The sequence below is a fragment of the Pseudomonas anguilliseptica genome, from assembly GCF_900105355.1.
GTDB lineage: Bacteria > Pseudomonadota > Gammaproteobacteria > Pseudomonadales > Pseudomonadaceae > Aquipseudomonas > Aquipseudomonas anguilliseptica.
Genome location: NZ_FNSC01000001.1, coordinates 667637 through 684768 on the forward strand (window position 1 = coordinate 667637; position 17132 = coordinate 684768).

At 62.6% G+C, this 17132-nt stretch carries 14 protein-coding genes; 8 read left to right on the top strand and 6 right to left on the bottom strand.

What is annotated here, in order from left to right:
* Positions 1-112: 112 nt before the first annotated feature.
* On the bottom strand, positions 113-1393 hold the full coding sequence (locus BLW24_RS03255; protein WP_090376628.1) for an acetyl-CoA C-acetyltransferase: 1281 nt from the start codon (positions 1391-1393) through the stop codon (positions 113-115).
* Positions 1394-1723: 330 nt separating this feature from the next.
* Here BLW24_RS03255 and BLW24_RS03260 point away from each other — a divergent pair, with 330 nt between their 5' ends.
* Positions 1724-3079, top strand: coding sequence for a 3-oxoacyl-ACP reductase (locus BLW24_RS03260; protein ID WP_090376631.1), 1356 nt, complete (start codon positions 1724-1726; stop codon positions 3077-3079).
* Between the two features lie 437 nt (positions 3080-3516).
* On the opposite strand, the gene speA is transcribed toward BLW24_RS03260, so the two are convergent.
* From speA to BLW24_RS03285, 5 genes are all read right to left on the bottom strand, one after another.
* Complete coding sequence (speA, locus tag BLW24_RS03265; RefSeq protein ID WP_090376634.1) at positions 3517-5430, bottom strand: arginine decarboxylase; 1914 nt, start codon at positions 5428-5430, stop codon at positions 3517-3519.
* A 124-nt stretch (positions 5431-5554) separates the two neighbouring features.
* On the bottom strand, positions 5555-5926 hold the full coding sequence (locus BLW24_RS03270) for a translation initiation factor Sui1 (protein ID WP_090376637.1): 372 nt from the start codon (positions 5924-5926) through the stop codon (positions 5555-5557).
* 19 nt (positions 5927-5945) lie between these two features.
* Complete coding sequence (locus tag BLW24_RS03275) at positions 5946-6137, bottom strand: hypothetical protein (protein WP_090376640.1); 192 nt, start codon at positions 6135-6137, stop codon at positions 5946-5948.
* A 60-nt stretch (positions 6138-6197) separates the two neighbouring features.
* Positions 6198-6734, bottom strand: coding sequence for an NUDIX hydrolase (locus tag BLW24_RS03280; protein WP_090376643.1), 537 nt, complete (start codon positions 6732-6734; stop codon positions 6198-6200).
* Between the two features lie 3 nt (positions 6735-6737).
* The gene (locus tag BLW24_RS03285; RefSeq protein ID WP_090376646.1) at positions 6738-7811 is read right to left on the bottom strand and encodes a DUF2333 family protein; all 1074 of its coding nucleotides are present in this window, start codon (positions 7809-7811) and stop codon (positions 6738-6740) included.
* A 308-nt stretch (positions 7812-8119) separates the two neighbouring features.
* Between BLW24_RS03285 and BLW24_RS03290 the strand changes: the two genes are divergently transcribed.
* The 7 genes from BLW24_RS03290 to prmA all read left to right on the top strand — a co-directional run bounded on the left by BLW24_RS03290 (position 8120) and on the right by prmA (position 17059).
* Positions 8120-9739, top strand: a complete 1620-nt coding sequence (locus tag BLW24_RS03290; RefSeq protein ID WP_090376649.1) for a GGDEF domain-containing response regulator — start codon at positions 8120-8122, stop codon at positions 9737-9739.
* 821 nt (positions 9740-10560) lie between these two features.
* Positions 10561-11604: a methyl-accepting chemotaxis protein gene (locus BLW24_RS27360; RefSeq protein WP_477742882.1), complete on the top strand. Its 1044-nt coding sequence runs from the start codon at positions 10561-10563 to the stop codon at positions 11602-11604.
* Positions 11605-11731: 127 nt separating this feature from the next.
* Positions 11732-13495 carry a protein-disulfide reductase DsbD gene (locus BLW24_RS03300; RefSeq protein ID WP_090376654.1) on the top strand — a complete coding sequence of 588 codons (1764 nt, stop codon included), beginning with the start codon at positions 11732-11734 and terminating at the stop codon, positions 13493-13495.
* A 120-nt stretch (positions 13496-13615) separates the two neighbouring features.
* Positions 13616-14065: a type II 3-dehydroquinate dehydratase gene (gene aroQ, locus BLW24_RS03305; protein ID WP_090376657.1), complete on the top strand. Its 450-nt coding sequence runs from the start codon at positions 13616-13618 to the stop codon at positions 14063-14065.
* A gap of 22 nt (positions 14066-14087) precedes the next feature.
* The gene (accB, locus tag BLW24_RS03310) at positions 14088-14549 is read left to right on the top strand and encodes an acetyl-CoA carboxylase biotin carboxyl carrier protein (protein WP_090376661.1); all 462 of its coding nucleotides are present in this window, start codon (positions 14088-14090) and stop codon (positions 14547-14549) included.
* Between the two features lie 17 nt (positions 14550-14566).
* Positions 14567-15916, top strand: a complete 1350-nt coding sequence (gene accC / locus BLW24_RS03315) for an acetyl-CoA carboxylase biotin carboxylase subunit (RefSeq protein ID WP_090376664.1) — start codon at positions 14567-14569, stop codon at positions 15914-15916.
* A 264-nt stretch (positions 15917-16180) separates the two neighbouring features.
* Positions 16181-17059 (top strand): 50S ribosomal protein L11 methyltransferase, encoded by an 879-nt coding sequence (gene prmA / locus BLW24_RS03320; RefSeq protein ID WP_090376667.1) that lies wholly within the window; start codon positions 16181-16183, stop codon positions 17057-17059.
* Positions 17060-17132: the final 73 nt, after the last annotated feature.

Consider the following 17132-nt stretch of genomic DNA (forward strand, 5'->3'; position numbering starts at 1 on the left):
CAGTCATCAAATGACGCGCACAAAAAAAGAGCGGCTCCACCTGCGTGGGCCGCTCCAAATCACGGAGTTGCATACATCAGTACTCGCACAGCGTGCGAATACCGCTGTTTGATTACTTTTCCAGGATTGCAGTCACACCTTGACCGCCAGCGGCGCAAATCGAGATCAACCCACGGCCTTCCTGCGCCACCGAGAGCAGCTTGGCCAGGTTCGCGACGATGCGCCCGCCGGTCGCAGCAAAGGGGTGACCAGCCGCCAGGGAACTGCCCTTGACGTTCATCTTGCTGCGGTCGATGGCACCCAGCGGCGCATCCAGGCCCAGGCGGGTCTTGCAGTAGTCAGCGTCTTCCCAGGCCTTGAGGGTGCAAAGCACCTGGGCGGCGAAGGCTTCGTGGATTTCGTAGTAGTCGAAGTCCTGCAGGCTCAGCTTGTTACGCGCCAGCAGACGCGGCACGGCGTAGGCCGGGGCCATCAGCAGGCCCTCCTTACCCGCGCCAACAAAGTCCACCGCCGCCGCTTCACCGTCCTTCCAGTAGGCCAGGATCGGCAGGCCACGGGCCTTGGCCCACTCTTCACTGGCCAGCAGCACCAGGGACGCGCCATCGGTCAGCGGCGTAGAGTTGGCGGCGGTCATGGTGCCGCGCGGGCTGCGCTCGAAGCAGGGCTTGAGGGTTGCGAGTTTTTCCAGGCTGATGTCGGCACGCAGGTTCTGGTCGCGGGTCAGCCCACGGAACGGCGTGAGCAGGTCGTCGTGCCAGCCTTCGGAATAGGCCGCGGCGAGTTTCTGGTGGCTGGCCACGGCCAGCTGATCCTGCTCGTCACGCGGGATGGCCCAGGCCTGCGCCATCAGCTCGCAATGCTCGCCCATAGACAATCCGGTGCGCGGCTCGCCGTTACGCGGAATGGCCGGGGCCAGGTGGCGTGGACGAATCTGCAGCAGGCTTTTGATCTTCTCGCCGGTGCTCTTGCCACGATTGGCCTGCAGAAGAATCTTGCGCAGCCCTTCATTGACCCCGATCGGCGCGTCCGAGGTGGTGTCGACACCGCCGGCAATGCCGCACTCGATCTGCCCAAGGGCGATTTTGTTGGCCACCAGCAGCGCCGCTTCCAGACCGGTACCGCAGGCCTGCTGCAGGTCATAGGCCGGGGTTTCCGGGGCCAGTCGCGAGCCCAGTACGCATTCGCGGGCCAGGTTGAAATCGCGCGAATGCTTGAGCACCGCACCCGCCACCACCTCACCGAGGCGTTCGCCGTGCAGGTTGAAGCGCTCGACCAGACCATCCAGTGCACTGGTCAGCATCTCCTGATTGCTCGCGGTGGCGTAAACGGTATTGGAGCGGGCGAACGGAATACGGTTACCACCAACGATGGCGACGCGGCGCGGCTGGGTCATGGATGACTCCTGAACAAGGAATTGATCTGAGAATCTGTTCAAAGTCTCGCGAGCTAGAGTCCTGCAAGGCGCTACGTTAGTAACAGCCTTTGGCTGGTCAAAACAGGCGAGGAAGCGGAGTGTATTTTTGTACATGAGCATTCCGAGCCTGTTTTTAACGCCGCAGGGCCGACGCGCAGCAGACTTTTAATGAATGGTGCACAGGCTAACCTGTTGCCGCAGTGTGGCATTGGCCGCCTTGCCGGCACAGCAGGCGGATGCGGTCAATTGCGCATTTCTACGGGCTGCGTAGAGTGGGCGCACTTTTGATCCATGCGCAGGAGCCGCTCCATGTCCGACCGTTATCTCGCCTTTGCCAACTCCACGTCCGGGCGCCGTCTGGTCAGCGCACTCGGCCTGCCCGCGCCGCTGTTGCTGGAGCGCTGGATGGCCGGACGCAGCCGCCCGGTAGACGGCGCCCTGCTGCTGGGCGGTGAAGGCAGCCTGGCCAGCGCCGTACTGCCCTTCGCGCACAAGCTGACCGACGCCCTTTACGCCGCGCGCGAAGGCCAGCTCGAGCTGCCGCGCTGGCCCGCCGAACACGGCCCGAAACTCAAAGCACTGGTGTTTGATGCCAGCCATCTGACCCGTTTCGAGCAGTTGATCGAGCTGCGCGACTTCTTCCAGCCGACCTTCAAGGGCCTGGACAAATGCCCCCGCGTGGTGGTGCTGGGGCGCGCCCCGGAATCGCTGAAAGACCCGATTGCCGCCAGCGTGCAACGCTCACTGGAAGGTTTTACCCGCTCGCTGGGCAAGGAAATCCGCCGTGGCGGCAACGTGCAGCTGATCTACGTCGGCAAAGGCGGCGAAGCGCAGCTGGAAGGCGCGCTGCGCTTCTTCCTCTCGCCGAAAAGCGCGTACGTCTCCGGCCAGGTGCTGCGCCTGAATGCCTGCGGCGAACAGGTCAAGGACTGGACCCGCCCGCTGGCCGGCAAAAAAGCGCTGGTCACCGGGGCTTCGCGCGGCATCGGTGCGGCCATCGCCGAGACCCTGGCCCGCGACGGCGCCGAGGTGGTGCTGCTGGACGTACCACCGGCCAAGGATGCCCTGAATGCCCTGGCGGCACGCCTGGGCGGGCGCGCCCTAGCCCTGGACATCTGCGCCGAGGATGCCGCCGCGCAGCTGGTTGAGGCACTACCGGACGGCATCGATATCGTCGTGCACAACGCCGGCATCACCCGCGACAAGACCCTGGCGAAGATGAACGATGCGTTCTGGAACTCGGTGATCAACGTCAACCTCAGTGCCCCGCAAGTGCTGACCCAGGCCCTGCTGGACGCCGGCAAGCTGCACGACAACGGCCGCGTGGTGCTGATCGCCTCGATCAGCGGCATCGCCGGCAACCTCGGCCAGACCAATTACGCAGTGAGCAAGGCTGGGGTGATCGGCCTGGCCCAGGCCTGGGCACCGGCCTTGGCCAAGCGCGGCATCAGCATCAACGCCGTGGCACCGGGTTTTATCGAAACCCAGATGACCGCCGCCATCCCGCTGACCATCCGCGAAGCCGGCCGGAGGATGAACTCCATGGGCCAGGGTGGCCTGCCACAGGACGTCGCCGAAGCCGTGGCCTGGTTCGCCCAGCCGGGCTCGGGCGCGGCCACCGCGCAAGTGCTGCGTGTCTGCGGGCAAAGCCTGCTCGGGGCATAAAACGCGCTGTTGTAGGGTGGATGACGCTTTACCCATCCACCAAATACCACGCCGGCGGTGAATGAAAAGAGCGTCATCCACCCTACACCTACAGAAGTAACCCGGATGCAATCCAGGGCGCTGTATTGCCGTCAAAATCCTTCCCGGATTACATCCGGGCTACGGCCTGCTACGGTTTTTAACCAATGGCAGCAGACAGCAAAAGGCCCCACAGTGCGAAGCCTTTTGCATTCAGCGCGAGCTTCTACCTGCTCAAGATCTTGCGAGCTAGAGCACTACAAGGCAAAAACAGGCGAGGAAGCGGAGTGTACTTTTGTACATGAGCATTACTCGCTTCGCTTGCTCCTTCGGGGCCGCACTAAAGTGCGTTAGCCGCAAGCGGCTTTCCGAGCCTGTTTTTAACGCAGTAGGGCCGACGGCAGCAGATCGATTGTTCCCTAGGACGACAGATAAGACGAACGGGTCAGCCCCAGACGCAACGCATCAAGGAACTGGGTGCGCTCGCGCGGGCTGATCTTGGCGCTGGCCACCTTATCGCGGTAGTGAGTCATCAACTCTTCGGGCGACAAGTGCACATAGCGCAGCATGTCCTCGATAGTGTCGTGGGTCTCGATACCGGCGTGGTACACGCTGCCATCGGCGCTCTGGTAGATGCTCACCGAGTCGGTGTCGCCGAACAGGTTGTGCATATCGCCCAAAATTTCCTGGTAGGCACCGACCAGGAAGATCCCCAGCAGATAGTCCTCACCTTCGCGCACTTCGTGCACCGGCAGGCTGGTCTCGATGCTCTGCTCATCGACGTACTGGCGAATCTTGCCATCCGAGTCGCAGGTCAGATCCTGCAGCACGGCGCGGCGCAGCGGCTCTTCGTCGAGACGGTTGAGCGGCAGAATCGGCAGCACCTGGCCGATGGCCCAGGTGTCCGGCAGACTCTGGAACACCGAAAAATTGCAGATGTACTTGTCGGCGAGCTTGTCGTTGAGCTCGTCCAGCACCTGACGATGGGAGCGCTGACGGGCTTTGAGCGAATTGTGCAGGCGGCGGCACACGGCGAAGTAGCACTGCTCGGCCAGGGCCTTGTCGGTCAGGCTGAGTTTGCCGTCGGCATACTGATTGGCCACGTCGCTCATGTAGTGCGTGGCGCGCCAGTAGGTCTCGGTGACCATCTCGATATCGGTCGGCCCGAGCAGCTCGACCAGGTAACGCACGGTTTCCGGCAGGCTGGTGACGTCTTCGATCTTGGGGATCTCGTCATTGTGTTTTTCCACGTCAGTGACCTGCACCACCAGCATGGCGTGGTGCGCGGTCAGCGAGCGGCCGCTTTCCGAGAAGATATGCGGATGCGGCAGCTCCTGAGCATCACAGAACTCCTTGAGCATGCCGACCACCACGCCGGCGTAGTCGTCCATGTCGTAGTTGATCGAGCTGGCATTGCGCGAGTGGGTGCCGTCGTAATCCACACCCAGGCCACCACCGACATCGATATGGTCAACCGGCAGGCCCAAGCCACGCAGCTCGCCGTAATAGCGGATGGCTTCCTTGAAGCCGTGCTGGTAGTCGGACAGGTTGGCGATCTGCGAGCCCATATGGAAATGCAGCAGGCGGATGCCCTGGTCCAGCTTGGCCGCGCGGAAGCGTTCGACCACCGACAGCAGCTGCGCCGCCGACAGGCCGAACTTGGATTTCTCGCCGCCGGTATCGGCCCACTTGCTCGAGGCCAGCGACGACAGACGCACGCGCAGGCCGATCTGCGGCGCGACTTTGAGTTCGGCCGCCTCGTCGATCACCAGCTGCACTTCGGATTCTTTCTCGATGACGATAAACACGTTGTGACCGAGCTTCTGACCCATCAGGGCCAGCTTGATAAATTCGCGGTCTTTGTAACCGTTGCAGACGATGGTGCCGCCCTTCGGCGCCAGCGCCAGCACCGCCATCAGCTCAGGCTTGGAGCCAGCTTCCAGGCCAATGGAGACGTTCTGTGTGGCGATGATGTTTTCCACCACCGCTTCCTGCTGATTGACCTTGATCGGGTACAGCGCGGTGTAGCGGCTCTGGTATTCCAGGCGTGCAATGTTGGCGTCGAACGCACCGGTCAGCTGCCGTACACGATCCTGCAGAATGTCCGGAAAACGCACCAGCAACGGCAACGACAAACCGCTGGAACGCAGCTCATCCAGCTGCTCGTAGAGGTCGATCGGGGTGCTTTGCTGGCCATTCGGGCGCACCTCGACACGGCCCTTGTCATTGATCGCGAAGTAACCCGCGCCCCAATGGCGAATGCCGTAGACGCTGCGGCTGTCCGCTACGGTCCACTGGCTGCCGTCATCTTTACGTGTGCGTCGTGCAGACATCGATGTCTCCCTTGCTGGCGATAGTGGCCTTGGCACAGCCAAGACGCGTACAGATTAAAGTCTGGAAATGACGATTACTCAGCTGTGACCAAAGGCCAGCTGAGGAAGTTTAGAAAAGACTGGCTTAGCCGCCGGATTTCTTGGCTTTAAAGCCGTGCTTGATCAGCTCGGCAATCAGCAGCTCGACGTGGTCGCCCTGAATTTCGATCACCCCATCCTTGAGCGAACCGCCGCAGCCGCAGCGCTTTTTCAGTGCGCTGGCGAGGTCTTTCAGGGGCTCTTCGGCCAGAGGCACGCCACTGATGCTGGTCACCGTCTTGCCGCCGCGGCCTTTGGTTTCGCGGCGCACGCGGGCGATGCCATCACCTTCGGGGATCAGGGTCTGTTTACAGATACAGGCGTCCACCGGCTGACTGCAATCCGGGCAGTGCCGGCCGCTATCGGTGGAATACACCAGGCCGCCGAGGGCGGCAAATGAGGAAGCTTTCTTGACCACCGGTTGGTCCTCGAAGGGGTCAGGATAGCGACTGGTCGACTGAGTGTTCGGAGTCGACCGCGAAGCCCCACTCTGGCAGGGGCAGCGCACCCTGGCGATACACGGCCAAGGCTTGAAGGCGGCGCAGTGTAACGGCAAAAGCCGCGACTGCTAAGTGTAAAAATGCGCCATTAATCGGCGGATTGGCGACGTTGTTCAGGATGCCGAACAAAACGCCTGGATATCCTGCACAAAGCCAGGACTGACGCGGGGTTCGGCCAGTATCGAGGGCCTAGCGCGTGGCGGCCAGATAGCGCTGCAAGGCGGCCAGCGAATCGGGGCAATAGGGCAGGTACTGGGTTTCGGCCAGCGCCTCGTCGATGGAGATAAACCGCGCCTCCAATACTTCCTCCGGCTGCAAACGCAAAGGCGCATCGGACACCGCCGAGTAGGCCATGCACCACAGGCGGCTTTCCGGCGCGTCGTAGAGGAAATGCGCATGCTCGACCAATTGCGCGTCTTCGATACCCAGCTCTTCAGCCAGCTCGCGCGCGGCCGATTCGGCGTAGCTCTCGCCTTCGAGCACCATGCCGCCGGCCGCCACATCCCAATAACCGGGATACAGCGCCTTGCTCAGGGTACGCCGGTGCACGCACAGCAGGCCGGCGCTGTTGAACAGCAGGATATAGGTGCCACGCCCGAGCAGATGCCGCGCACGCAGCTCACTGCGCAACACACCGCCGAGCGGACGATCCTCCTCGTCGACCCAGACGATGCGTTCAGCATCAGAGGCGGCGCGGTGCGCCACCTCAGCTTCGGACCAGGCCACCGCTTAGCCCTGCGACAGCAGTTGGCGCAGGTCGATCAGCCCGGCATTGGCGCGCGAGATGTAGTTGGCCATCACCAGCGAGTGGTTAGCCAGCAGGCCATAACCGCTGCCATTGAGAATCATCGGGCTCCACAGGGTTTCCTGCGCGGCTTCCAGCTCACGGATGATCTGGCGCACGCTGACGGTGGCGTTCTTCTTCGCCAGCACATCGGCAAAATCCACCTCAATGGCGCGCAGCAAATGGGCCAGCGCCCAGGCCTGTCCACGCGCTTCGTAGAACACGTTGTCAATCTGCAGCCATGGCGTTTCGTAATTCACACCTTCGACAAAATCGGCCTGGGCCACGCTATCGGCCAATGCCGGGTCGACCACTGCGGTATTCAAACGCACCTGACCGACACTGGCCGACAGACGCTGCGACAGCGAACCCAGACGCGTGGCGGCATCGCCCAGCCAGTTATTCAGGTTGTCGGCGCGGGTATAGAACTGGGCATTGCCTTTGCTCGGATCACCCAAGCGCTCAAGGTAACGATCCAGCGATTTGATGCCTTCGGCGTACTCAGCCTCGGAGGCCGGCAGTGCCCAGCTTTTATGGTCGAAGTGGAAACGCGGCTCGGCCTTGGCCAGATCGGCGTCTTCGGTGGATTGCGACTGCGAACGGGTGAAGTCCTTGCGCAGCGCGCGGGACATATCACGCACCTGCACCAGCACACCAAACTCCCAGCTTGGCATGTTGTCGAGCCATAGACCCGGTGGTGCCAGGTCGTTGGACAGGTAACCGCCCGGCTTATCGAGCAAGGTGCCCGCGACCTGCTTGAGGGTTTCCACCGTGGTGTAGCCATTCACCAGCTTGCGGCCGCCAGCACGGGCGGCGGCCTCGGCACGCTGTTGCACGGAGAATTGCGCAGGCTCCTGGCTCCAGTACCAGCCCACCACCAGCGCCACAACCAGGTAGAGCCCCAGCAGACCAGCGACCGTCCGCGTGACCAGGCTTCCTGTCGATTTACTCTGTAAGGTGGTGGCAGCACCTGCCGCGCCATCACGCGCTTCGGCAGTTCGGTTCTTCCAATCCAGCATGGCAATGTCCTTTTGTTACCCAAGTAGCAAACTCGCAACCGGACAACACAACCCGGTCGCAGTTGGTTCGACCGCAACCCTTGAGCAGGGTTGCGCAACTGCCTTGCACTATAAGGGAAGCGCGGCCGACTGCGCAGCGGCGAACGGCAAACTTAGCGCCGGTTATGCCAATGGTGTATCTGTGATGCCATAGACAGAAGGCCGACGCCAATAGATCGACGGCACTCGCAATAATTCAAACGAGTGTTAACATTGCTAGCACTAAGCCATCACCCGTAGCCACGTGCTGCGCCAACTGAAATTGGGCCATGATCGAGCAAGAAGACCCCAGCCGCGACCGCCTCAAGCAGCACTTCGCCCAGCGCGTGATCAATCAGGCGCGTCAGGTATTGGAAGTCTGGCAGCGCCTGCAGCGCAGTGAGTGGAACGAAGCAGGCATGGGCGAACTGCGCGAGGCGACGGAATTGCTGCAGCGCTACGCCGAACGCCTCGATCAGGCCGAGCACAGCCAGCTGGCCCAGGAAATCGGCAGCTGCCTGCAACTGGTGGCCGACAACCGTGGCCGCCTCAATAGCGAGCTGATCAGCCAGCTCAACCAGCTGCTGCAGCGTCTGTCACGCACCGGCCTGCGCCACGGCGACCGTTTCGAGCAAACCGTGCTGCCGCCGCTGCGCAAACCTGTGTACCTCGCACTGCAGCATCTGGAACGCGCCGAACAGCTGGTGCAGCGCCTGGAATTCTTCGGCATGAACGCCATCGCCCTGGACAGCGCCAATGCATTTCGCAATGCCATGCGTGAGCGCCACCCGGCGGCGATCCTGATGGAAGTCGACTTCTCCGGCCCCGGCTGCGGCCTGCAGCTGGCAAAAAGCGTGCAGGAAGGTCTGGAACACCAGATTCCGCTGCTGTTCTTCAGCCAGGAAGACACCGACACCATGACCCGCCTGTCTGCAGTGCGCGCCGGTGGCCAGGAGTTCTTCACCGGTAGCCTGGATGCCTCGAACCTGTTCGAGCGCATCGAAGTGCTGACCCACGTGTCGCAGTACGAACCCTACAAGGTGCTGATCATCGACGACTCGCGGGCCCAGGCCACGCACACCGAGCGCGTGCTCAACAGCGCCGGTATAGTCACCCGCACCCTGATCGAGCCGATCCAGGCCATGAGCCATCTGGCCGATTTCCAGCCGGACCTGATCACCCTCGACATGTACATGCCCGAGTGCAACGCCCCGGAACTGGCCCAGGTGATCCGCCACAACGACCGCTACGTCAGCGTGCCGATCATCTACCTGTCCGCCGAAGACGACCTGGACAAGCAGCTCGATGCGATGAGCGAAGGCGGCGATGACTTCCTCACCAAACCGATCAAACCCCGCCACCTGATCGCTACCGTACGCAACCGTGCAGCCCGCGCGCGCAGCCTCAAGGCGCGCATGGTGCGTGACAGCCTGACCGGTTTGTACAACCACACCCATACCCTGCAATTGCTCGAAGATGCACGCTTCCGCGCCGAACGCGATGGCCAGCCGCTGAGCTTTGCGATGATCGATATCGACTTCTTCAAGAAGGTCAACGACACCTACGGCCACCCCATGGGCGACCGGGTGATCAAGAGCCTAGCGCTGTTTCTCAAGCAGCGCCTGCGCAAGAGCGACCATATCGGCCGTTACGGCGGCGAAGAGTTCGCCGTGGTGATGCCTGACACCGACGCCGAATCGGCCCGCCGGGTACTCGACGACATCCGCCAGCGTTTCGCGGAAATCCAGTATTCGGCGCAGCCGCATGACCTGTCCTGCACCTTCAGCTGCGGCATCGCCCAGCTGGCGCCGCAACTGGACGGCAAACGGCTCTCGCAACAAGCCGACCAGGCCCTGTATGTGGCCAAGCACGGCGGACGTAATCAGGTAGCGATCTATCAGGGCGCCTGAGACGCGCCCTGATAGACCTGAGCCGCCAGCAACCACCCGGCAGAAAACTGTGACGCAGTCGGCGTCGTCATATTACGGTCACGAAAAAGCAATAAATTCTGAGGCTTAGCGCCGCCCTGACGCATCCGTCGGCGGCCGGAACCGTTCGTTGTCGGTCGAGCCCTATGCGCCTGAAATCCCTTACCAACCTCAACACCCTGCTGCTGGTCACCGTTTGCGTGGCCCTGGCCGTGACGCTCTGGTGGTCACAGCGCGCCCTGGAGCGCCCTTATCTGCTGATGGCCCGCTACCTGAGCCTGTCCCAGCAGTTCCAGGGCGAGGCGGCGCAGAACATCAGCACCTACCTGGAAAGCGGCGACGCCCTGCGCCACAGTGCCGCTCTGCAATCGCTGGACAGCCTCGAACAGGCCATGACTGAACTGCCCACGCAATTGGCGGCCAACCTGCGCCCCAGCCTCGCAGAGCTCAAAGCCTTCAGTGCCAACGAGCTACTGGCCGCTGGCAAGCTCTCCGCCGACCCGCAAGGCCTGCTGTTACAAGCCGAGCGGGAAATGGACGCAGCGCTGGAGCAGCTCGCGCAATACGCCGACAGCGGCGAAGCCAATGCCGCCGTCGCTTATCGCAGCCCGCTGTTCAGCGCGGCGCGCCACCTCACCCGCCTGGCCCATGCCCGCAACAACCTGATCGAACAACGCAGCGCCCTGGCCACCAGCACGCGCACGCAGATCGACCAGGTGCAGCAAGCGCTGGCCGCGCTGGAACCCCTGGTACGCGCCGAACACGGGCGAATCCAAGGTGAGGTGCAGCTGATCCTCGGCCTGATGATCGGCCTGATTTTGCTGATCGCATTGATCATCGACACCATCCAGCGGCGCCTCACTCGCGTACTCGAACGCCTGGTTCCAGCCCTCTCTGCCTGGGCCGCCGGCGACTTCGCCCATGACATCCAGCTCAATTCACGCACCCGCGAACTGCGTGATATCGAAGAGTCGCTGAACCGCCTGCGCGCCTATCTGGTCGACCTGGTCGGCACCATTCGTCGGCACGCCGAACAGGTAGTCGGCTCCAGCCGAACCCTGGCCGACCTAAGCGGCGGTCTGCACAGCGGCGCCGAACGCCAGGCCGGCGACACCGCGCAAATCCGCGATGCCCTCGGCGAACTGCAGGCCACCATCCAGCAGGTTGCTGGTGATGCCAGCCAGGCCGCCGATGCCAGCCGCGACGCCAACCGCGCTCTGGAACAGGGCCAGCAGGTGATTGGCCACAGCCTTACCGGCCTGCACTCGCTGGTTGATGAGGTGCAGGGCAACGCCCAGGCCATCGAACGCCTGGCCGAGGAAACCGCCACCATCGGCAATGTACTGACTGTCATTCGCGGCATCGCCGAGCAGACCAACCTGCTGGCACTGAACGCCGCTATCGAAGCGGCACGGGCCGGCGAGCTGGGCCGCGGCTTTGCCGTGGTCGCCGATGAAGTGCGCTCGCTGTCGCAGCGCACCACCGGCGCCACCGCGCAGATTCAGGAGCTGATCGGCCGCCTGCAACAGGCCGCATTGCAATCGGTACAAGCCATGCGCACCCAGGTCGAACACGCCGAAGCTACCGCTAGTCAGGCCGAAGCCGCCGATGGCGCACTGGATGAAATCGTCGCGGCGATCCGTACCATCGCCAGCATGGCCGAGCGGATTGCCGATGCCACCGCCCAGCAGAGCGGCGCGGTCAGCGAGATTCGCGGGCACAGCGAGCGCATCCACCAACTTGGCGGTGACAACCTGCAACGCATCGGCGAGGGCCGCCATCAGGGCGAGCAGCTGCTGCAACTCGGCGGCCAACTGCATACCGCTGTAAAGGCGTTCAGGGTTTAACCGGCTGTGGGCGCGGCAATCTGTCGCGTACCATCCAGCCTCTAGACAAGACCGCTTACAGGCTAAGGCATGCGCGCTACCTTATGCCTCCGCTATGATGCGGCGATTCCCGCATCACGAGCCTGCCATGCACCGTCTACTCAGCCTGCTTCTGGTCGTACTGCCGGCCAGCGCCGGCCTGTTCGATAAGCCCCCCGTCCCTGCGCAGTTCGGCGCCCCACTGAACAACAGCGCAGACTTCCTGCCGGTACGCGAGGCGTTCAAGCTGAGCCTGATCAGCAGCTCCAGCGAGTCGGTGAAACTGCGCTTTGTCGCTGCCGAAGGTTATTACCTGTATCGCCATCGCTTCAGTTTCAGCAGCGAGCCCGCCGCTGTGAGCGTGGGCCAGGCCGTTCTGCCCGCAGGCAAGGCCAAGACCGATGACTACTTCGGCGATGTCGAGGTGTACTACGAGGTACTGGATGTCGAGGTGCCGGTCGACAACCCGGACAATCGCCCCTTCAACCTCAGCGTCAACTACCAGGGCTGCGCCGACAAAGGCCTGTGCTACCCACCGGAAACCGAAGTGCTGGCGATTGGCGGCGGTGCAACAGCCGGCAGTGCTGCACCCAATGCCGCAACGCCGTGGAGCTGGACCGACCTGGCGCTGTTCTTCCTCGGCGGCCTGGCGCTGACCTTCACCCCCTGCGTGCTGCCGATGCTGCCGATCCTCACCGGCGTGGTGCTGCGCGGCCAGCCGGGCGGTATGCGCAGCCTGGTGCTGGCACTGGCCTACGTGCTGCCGATGGCCCTGAGCTTTGCCATTCTCGGCGCGCTGATGGGCCTGTTCGGCGCGGAACTGAATCTGCAGGCGCGCCTGCAATCGCCCTGGGTGCTGGTGCCCTTTGCGATCTTCTTCGCCCTGTTCGGCGCGGCCAGCCTGGGCTTTCTCGAACTGCGCCTGCCAGCCGCCATCGACGGCCCCCTGCAGCGCCTGAGCCAACGCCTGCACGGCGGCACCATCTTTAGCGCTGCGGCGCTCGGCGTGCTGTCCAGCGTGCTGGTTTCACCCTGCGTCTCCGCACCACTGGCCGGCGCATTGCTGTATATCAGCGCCAGCGGCGACGCCCTCGGCGGCGGCCTCAAGCTGCTGGCGCTAGGCATGGGCATGGGCGCGCCGCTGGTACTGTTTGCTGTCGGTGGCGGTGCATTCCTGCCGAAGTCCGGGCCCTGGATGCTCACCGTGCGCAACCTGTTCGGTGCACTGCTGATGGCCGTGGCGATCTGGCTGCTCGAGCGTGTGGTACCCGGCCCAGTCAGCCTGGCGCTGTGGGGCATGCTAGCTGCAGGCATCGCACTGTGGCTCGGCGCGCTGGAACTGACGCCGAAAACTCATCACCAGAAACTCGCCCAACTGCTCGGCCTACCCCTGCTGGTTTACGCCCTGTTGGCCTGGGTCGGTGCGCTGCAGGGGCAGGATGATCCGCTACGCCCGCTCGGTCGGTCGGTCAGTAGCGTAGAAGCGACGCAGCAGGTGCAATCCGGTCAATGGCAAACCATCACGACTCCCGCCGAGCTGGATAGCGCTCTGCTCGCCGCAAAGAACAATGGCAAGCCACTGCTGCTCGACTGGTATGCCGACTGGTGCATCAGCTGCAAGGTGATCGAACGCGAAGTGCTCAACGCCCCGGAAGTCGGCCGCCAGCTGGGCGACTATCAGCTGGTGCGTTTCGACATCACCGAAAGCAATCCCGCGCAGCGCGCCCTGCTCGACCGCTACCAGCTGTTCGGCCCACCGGCGATTCTGCTGTTCGACGCCAAGGGTGACGAATGGCTGGATTTGCGTGTCGTAGGTGAGGTGGATGCGGCGACCTTTGCTGCGCGCCTGAGCACCGCACGTGAACGTTTTTAACGCCCCGAGTCATATATTTGCCGCAATTTGCGGTCATCGTGTCGACTATTGCTGAGAACTGGACAGCCCCGCGCTGTCGCGGCATAGTCCTGCGCAGTAGAAAAACAAGGAAGCACCGCCATGGCGACCCTACTGGTATTGCACGGCCCCAACCTCAACCTGCTCGGCACCCGTGAGCCGGGCACCTACGGCGCCACTACCCTGGAGCAGATCAACCTCGACCTGGAGCGCCGGGCGCGCGAGGCAGGCCACCACCTGCTGTACCTGCAGAGCAATGCCGAGTACGAGCTGATTGACCGTATTCACACCGCAAAAGGCGAAGGTGTCGACTTTATCCTGATCAATCCTGCCGCTTTTACTCACACCAGCGTCGCATTACGTGACGCATTGCTGGCAGTGAGCATCCCATTCATCGAAGTGCATTTGTCCAACGTGCACAAACGCGAAGCTTTCCGCCATCACTCCTACTTTTCAGATGTTGCGGTGGGAGTGATCTGCGGCCTTGGCGCCAGCGGTTATCGACTGGCCCTGGAGGCTGCACTCGAACAACTTATACTTAAGCGCCCCTGACCTCACCGGGAGTTGAACCACTATGGATATTCGTAAAGTCAAAAAACTGATCGAGCTGCTGGAAGAATCCGGTATCGACGAGCTGGAGATTCGCGAAGGCGAAGAATCCGTGCGCATCAGCCGTCATAGCAAGCAGCCGGCCTTTATGCAACAGCCAGTGTACGCCCAGGCTCCGGCTCCGGCCGCCGCGCCAGTGGCTGCAGCACCGGTCGCTGCCGAAGCTGCTGCACCGGCTGCCGCCAAGCTGAATGGCACTGTGGTGCGCTCGCCGATGGTCGGCACCTTCTACCGCGCTTCCGGCCCTACTTCGGCCAACTTCGTCGAAGTGGGTTCGAGCGTGAAGAAAGGCGACATTCTCTGCATCGTTGAAGCGATGAAGATGATGAACCACATCGAGGCCGAAACCAGCGGCGTGATCGAATCCATCCTGGGCGAGAACGGCCAGCCGGTGGAATACGATCAACCTCTGTTCACCATCGTTTGATCCGCGGAGAGCCTGCGATGTTGGAAAAAGTTCTGATCGCCAACCGCGGCGAGATCGCCCTGCGCGTCTTGCGCGCCTGTAAAGAGCTGGGCATCAAGACCGTTGCGGTGCATTCCACCGCTGACCGCGAACTGATGCACCTGGGCCTGGCCGACGAGTCGGTGTGCATAGGCCCGGCCCCTGGCGCGCTGTCCTACCTGAATATTCCGGCGATCATCAGCGCAGCTGAAGTCACCGGCGCTACCGCCATTCACCCGGGCTACGGCTTCCTCGCGGAAAACGCCGACTTCGCCGAGCAGGTGGAAAACTCCGGTTTTGCCTTTATCGGCCCGAAAGCCGAGACCATCCGCCTGATGGGCGACAAGGTCTCGGCCAAGGACGCCATGAAACGCGCCGGTGTACCGGTCGTGCCTGGCTCCGACGGCCCACTGCCGGAAGACGAGGAAACCGCCCTGGCGATTGCCCGTGAGGTCGGTTACCCGGTGATCATCAAAGCCGCTGGCGGCGGCGGTGGTCGCGGCATGCGCGTGGTGTACAAGGAAGAAGACCTGATCAAATCGGCCAAGCTGACCCGCAGCGAAGCTGGCTCGGTGTTCGGCAACCCGATGGTCTATCTGGAGAAATTCCTCGGCAATCCACGTCACGTGGAAGTCCAGGTCATCTCCGACGGCCAGGGCAGCGCCATCCACCTGGGTGATCGCGATTGCTCGCTGCAGCGCCGCCACCAGAAGGTACTGGAAGAAGCGCCGGCACCGGGCATCGATGAAAAGGCCCGCGCCGAAGTGCTACAACGCTGCGTCGATGCCTGCATCGAGATCGGCTACCGCGGCGCTGGCACCTTCGAGTTCCTCTACGAAGATGGGCATTTCTACTTTATCGAGATGAACACCCGCGTTCAGGTGGAGCATCCGGTATCGGAAATGGTCACCGGCATCGACATCGTCAAGGAGATGCTCAGCATCGCCGCTGGCAACAGGCTGTCGTTCAAGCAGAGTGACGTGGTGATTCGCGGCCACTCGCTGGAGTGCCGGATCAACGCCGAAGACCCGGACAATTTCATGCCCTGCCCTGGCAAGGTCAAGCACTTCCACGCGCCAGGCGGCAACGGCGTGCGGATGGACTCGCACCTGTACAGCGGCTACAGCGTACCGCCGCACTACGACTCGCTGATCGGCAAGATCATCACCTATGGCAAGGACCGCGACGAGGCCATGGCCCGTATGCGCAACGCCCTAGACGAGATCGTCGTCGACGGCATCAAGACCAACGTGCCCCTGCACCGCGATCTGGTCCGCGATAAAGGCTTCTGCAAAGGCGGCGTGAATATTCACTATCTAGAGAAAAAACTGGGTATGGATAAGCACTAAGCCCTATGACCTGCTGCGCGTCGGCGGTACTGTGTTAAAAACGGCCGAGGAATGCTCATTTACAGACGTAAACTCCGCTTCTCCGGCCGTTTTTGCCTTGTCCCGCTCTAGCTCGCGATGTCATGACTGAAATGCTAAACAAAGGCTGCCATTCGGCAGCCTTTGTCGTTTCTGTCGACCGCAAGCGGTGGCAGCCGTACCACCGCTTCAAGTAAGCTGCGCGCCAATTTGCGCCATCCCGCCACAACGCTCACGAGGTTTCCCATGCCCTGGTTACAAGTCCGTCTCGCCATCACCCCGGAGCAGGCGGAAACCTACGAAGATGCGCTGCTGGAAGTCGGTGCGGTATCGGTGACCTTTATGGATGCCGAAGATCAGCCGATTTTTGAGCCGGACCTGGGCACCACGCCACTGTGGTCGCACACTCACCTGCTTGCCCTGTTTGAAGCCGATACCGACGCCAACGCGGTATTTGCCCACCTGCAACTGCTGACCGGTGCCGAATTGCCGGAGCACCAGGCCGAAGTGATCGCCGATCAGGACTGGGAACGCAGCTGGATGGACGGTTTCCACCCGACGCGCTTCGGCCAACGTCTGTGGATTGTTCCCAGCTGGCACGCCGCACCGGAGCCGGAGGCAGTCAACCTGCTGCTCGACCCAGGCCTGGCCTTCGGCACCGGCACCCACCCGACCACCGCGCTGTGCCTGGAATGGCTGGATGGCCAGCACCTGCAGGATTGCAGCGTGATCGATTTCGGTTGCGGCTCGGGCATCCTGGCGATTGCCGCTCTGTTGCTCGGCGCACCGCAAGCAGTTGGTACCGATATCGATATCCAGGCCCTCGAAGCCTCACGCGACAATGCCCAGCGCAATGGCATCGACGACGCGCGCTTCCCGCTTTACCTGCCTGAAGACATGCCGCAACAACCTGCGGATGTCGTCGTGGCCAATATCCTCGCCGGCCCACTGGTAGCGCTGGCCCCGCAGATCACCAGCCTGGTCAAGTCCGGCGGGCGCCTGGCGCTGTCGGGCATCCTCGCCGAACAGGCCGAAGAGGTGCGCGCCGCCTATAACGACGCCTTTATTCTGGACCCGACCGCCGATAAAGACGGCTGGGTGCGCATCAGTGGCGTACGCCGCTAACCGCCCCAGTACGCACAGCTGCTGCATTGCCAAGCACTTGCGTTAGACTAGCCGCCTCGTTTAGCCGGATCGC

Coding starts and splice junctions, on each gene's coding strand:
- BLW24_RS03255 (WP_090376628.1), bottom strand. CDS start 1,393: ATGACCCAGCCGCGCCGCGTCGCCATCGTTGGTGGTAACCGTATTCCG.
- BLW24_RS03260 (WP_090376631.1), top strand. CDS start 1,724: ATGTCCGACCGTTATCTCGCCTTTGCCAACTCCACGTCCGGGCGCCGT.
- speA (WP_090376634.1), bottom strand. CDS start 5,430: ATGTCTGCACGACGCACACGTAAAGATGACGGCAGCCAGTGGACCGTA.
- BLW24_RS03285 (WP_090376646.1), bottom strand. CDS start 7,811: ATGCTGGATTGGAAGAACCGAACTGCCGAAGCGCGTGATGGCGCGGCA.
- BLW24_RS03290 (WP_090376649.1), top strand. CDS start 8,120: ATGATCGAGCAAGAAGACCCCAGCCGCGACCGCCTCAAGCAGCACTTC.
- BLW24_RS27360 (WP_477742882.1), top strand. CDS start 10,561: ATGATCGGCCTGATTTTGCTGATCGCATTGATCATCGACACCATCCAG.
- BLW24_RS03300 (WP_090376654.1), top strand. CDS start 11,732: ATGCACCGTCTACTCAGCCTGCTTCTGGTCGTACTGCCGGCCAGCGCC.
- aroQ (WP_090376657.1), top strand. CDS start 13,616: ATGGCGACCCTACTGGTATTGCACGGCCCCAACCTCAACCTGCTCGGC.
- accB (WP_090376661.1), top strand. CDS start 14,088: ATGGATATTCGTAAAGTCAAAAAACTGATCGAGCTGCTGGAAGAATCC.
- accC (WP_090376664.1), top strand. CDS start 14,567: ATGTTGGAAAAAGTTCTGATCGCCAACCGCGGCGAGATCGCCCTGCGC.
- prmA (WP_090376667.1), top strand. CDS start 16,181: ATGCCCTGGTTACAAGTCCGTCTCGCCATCACCCCGGAGCAGGCGGAA.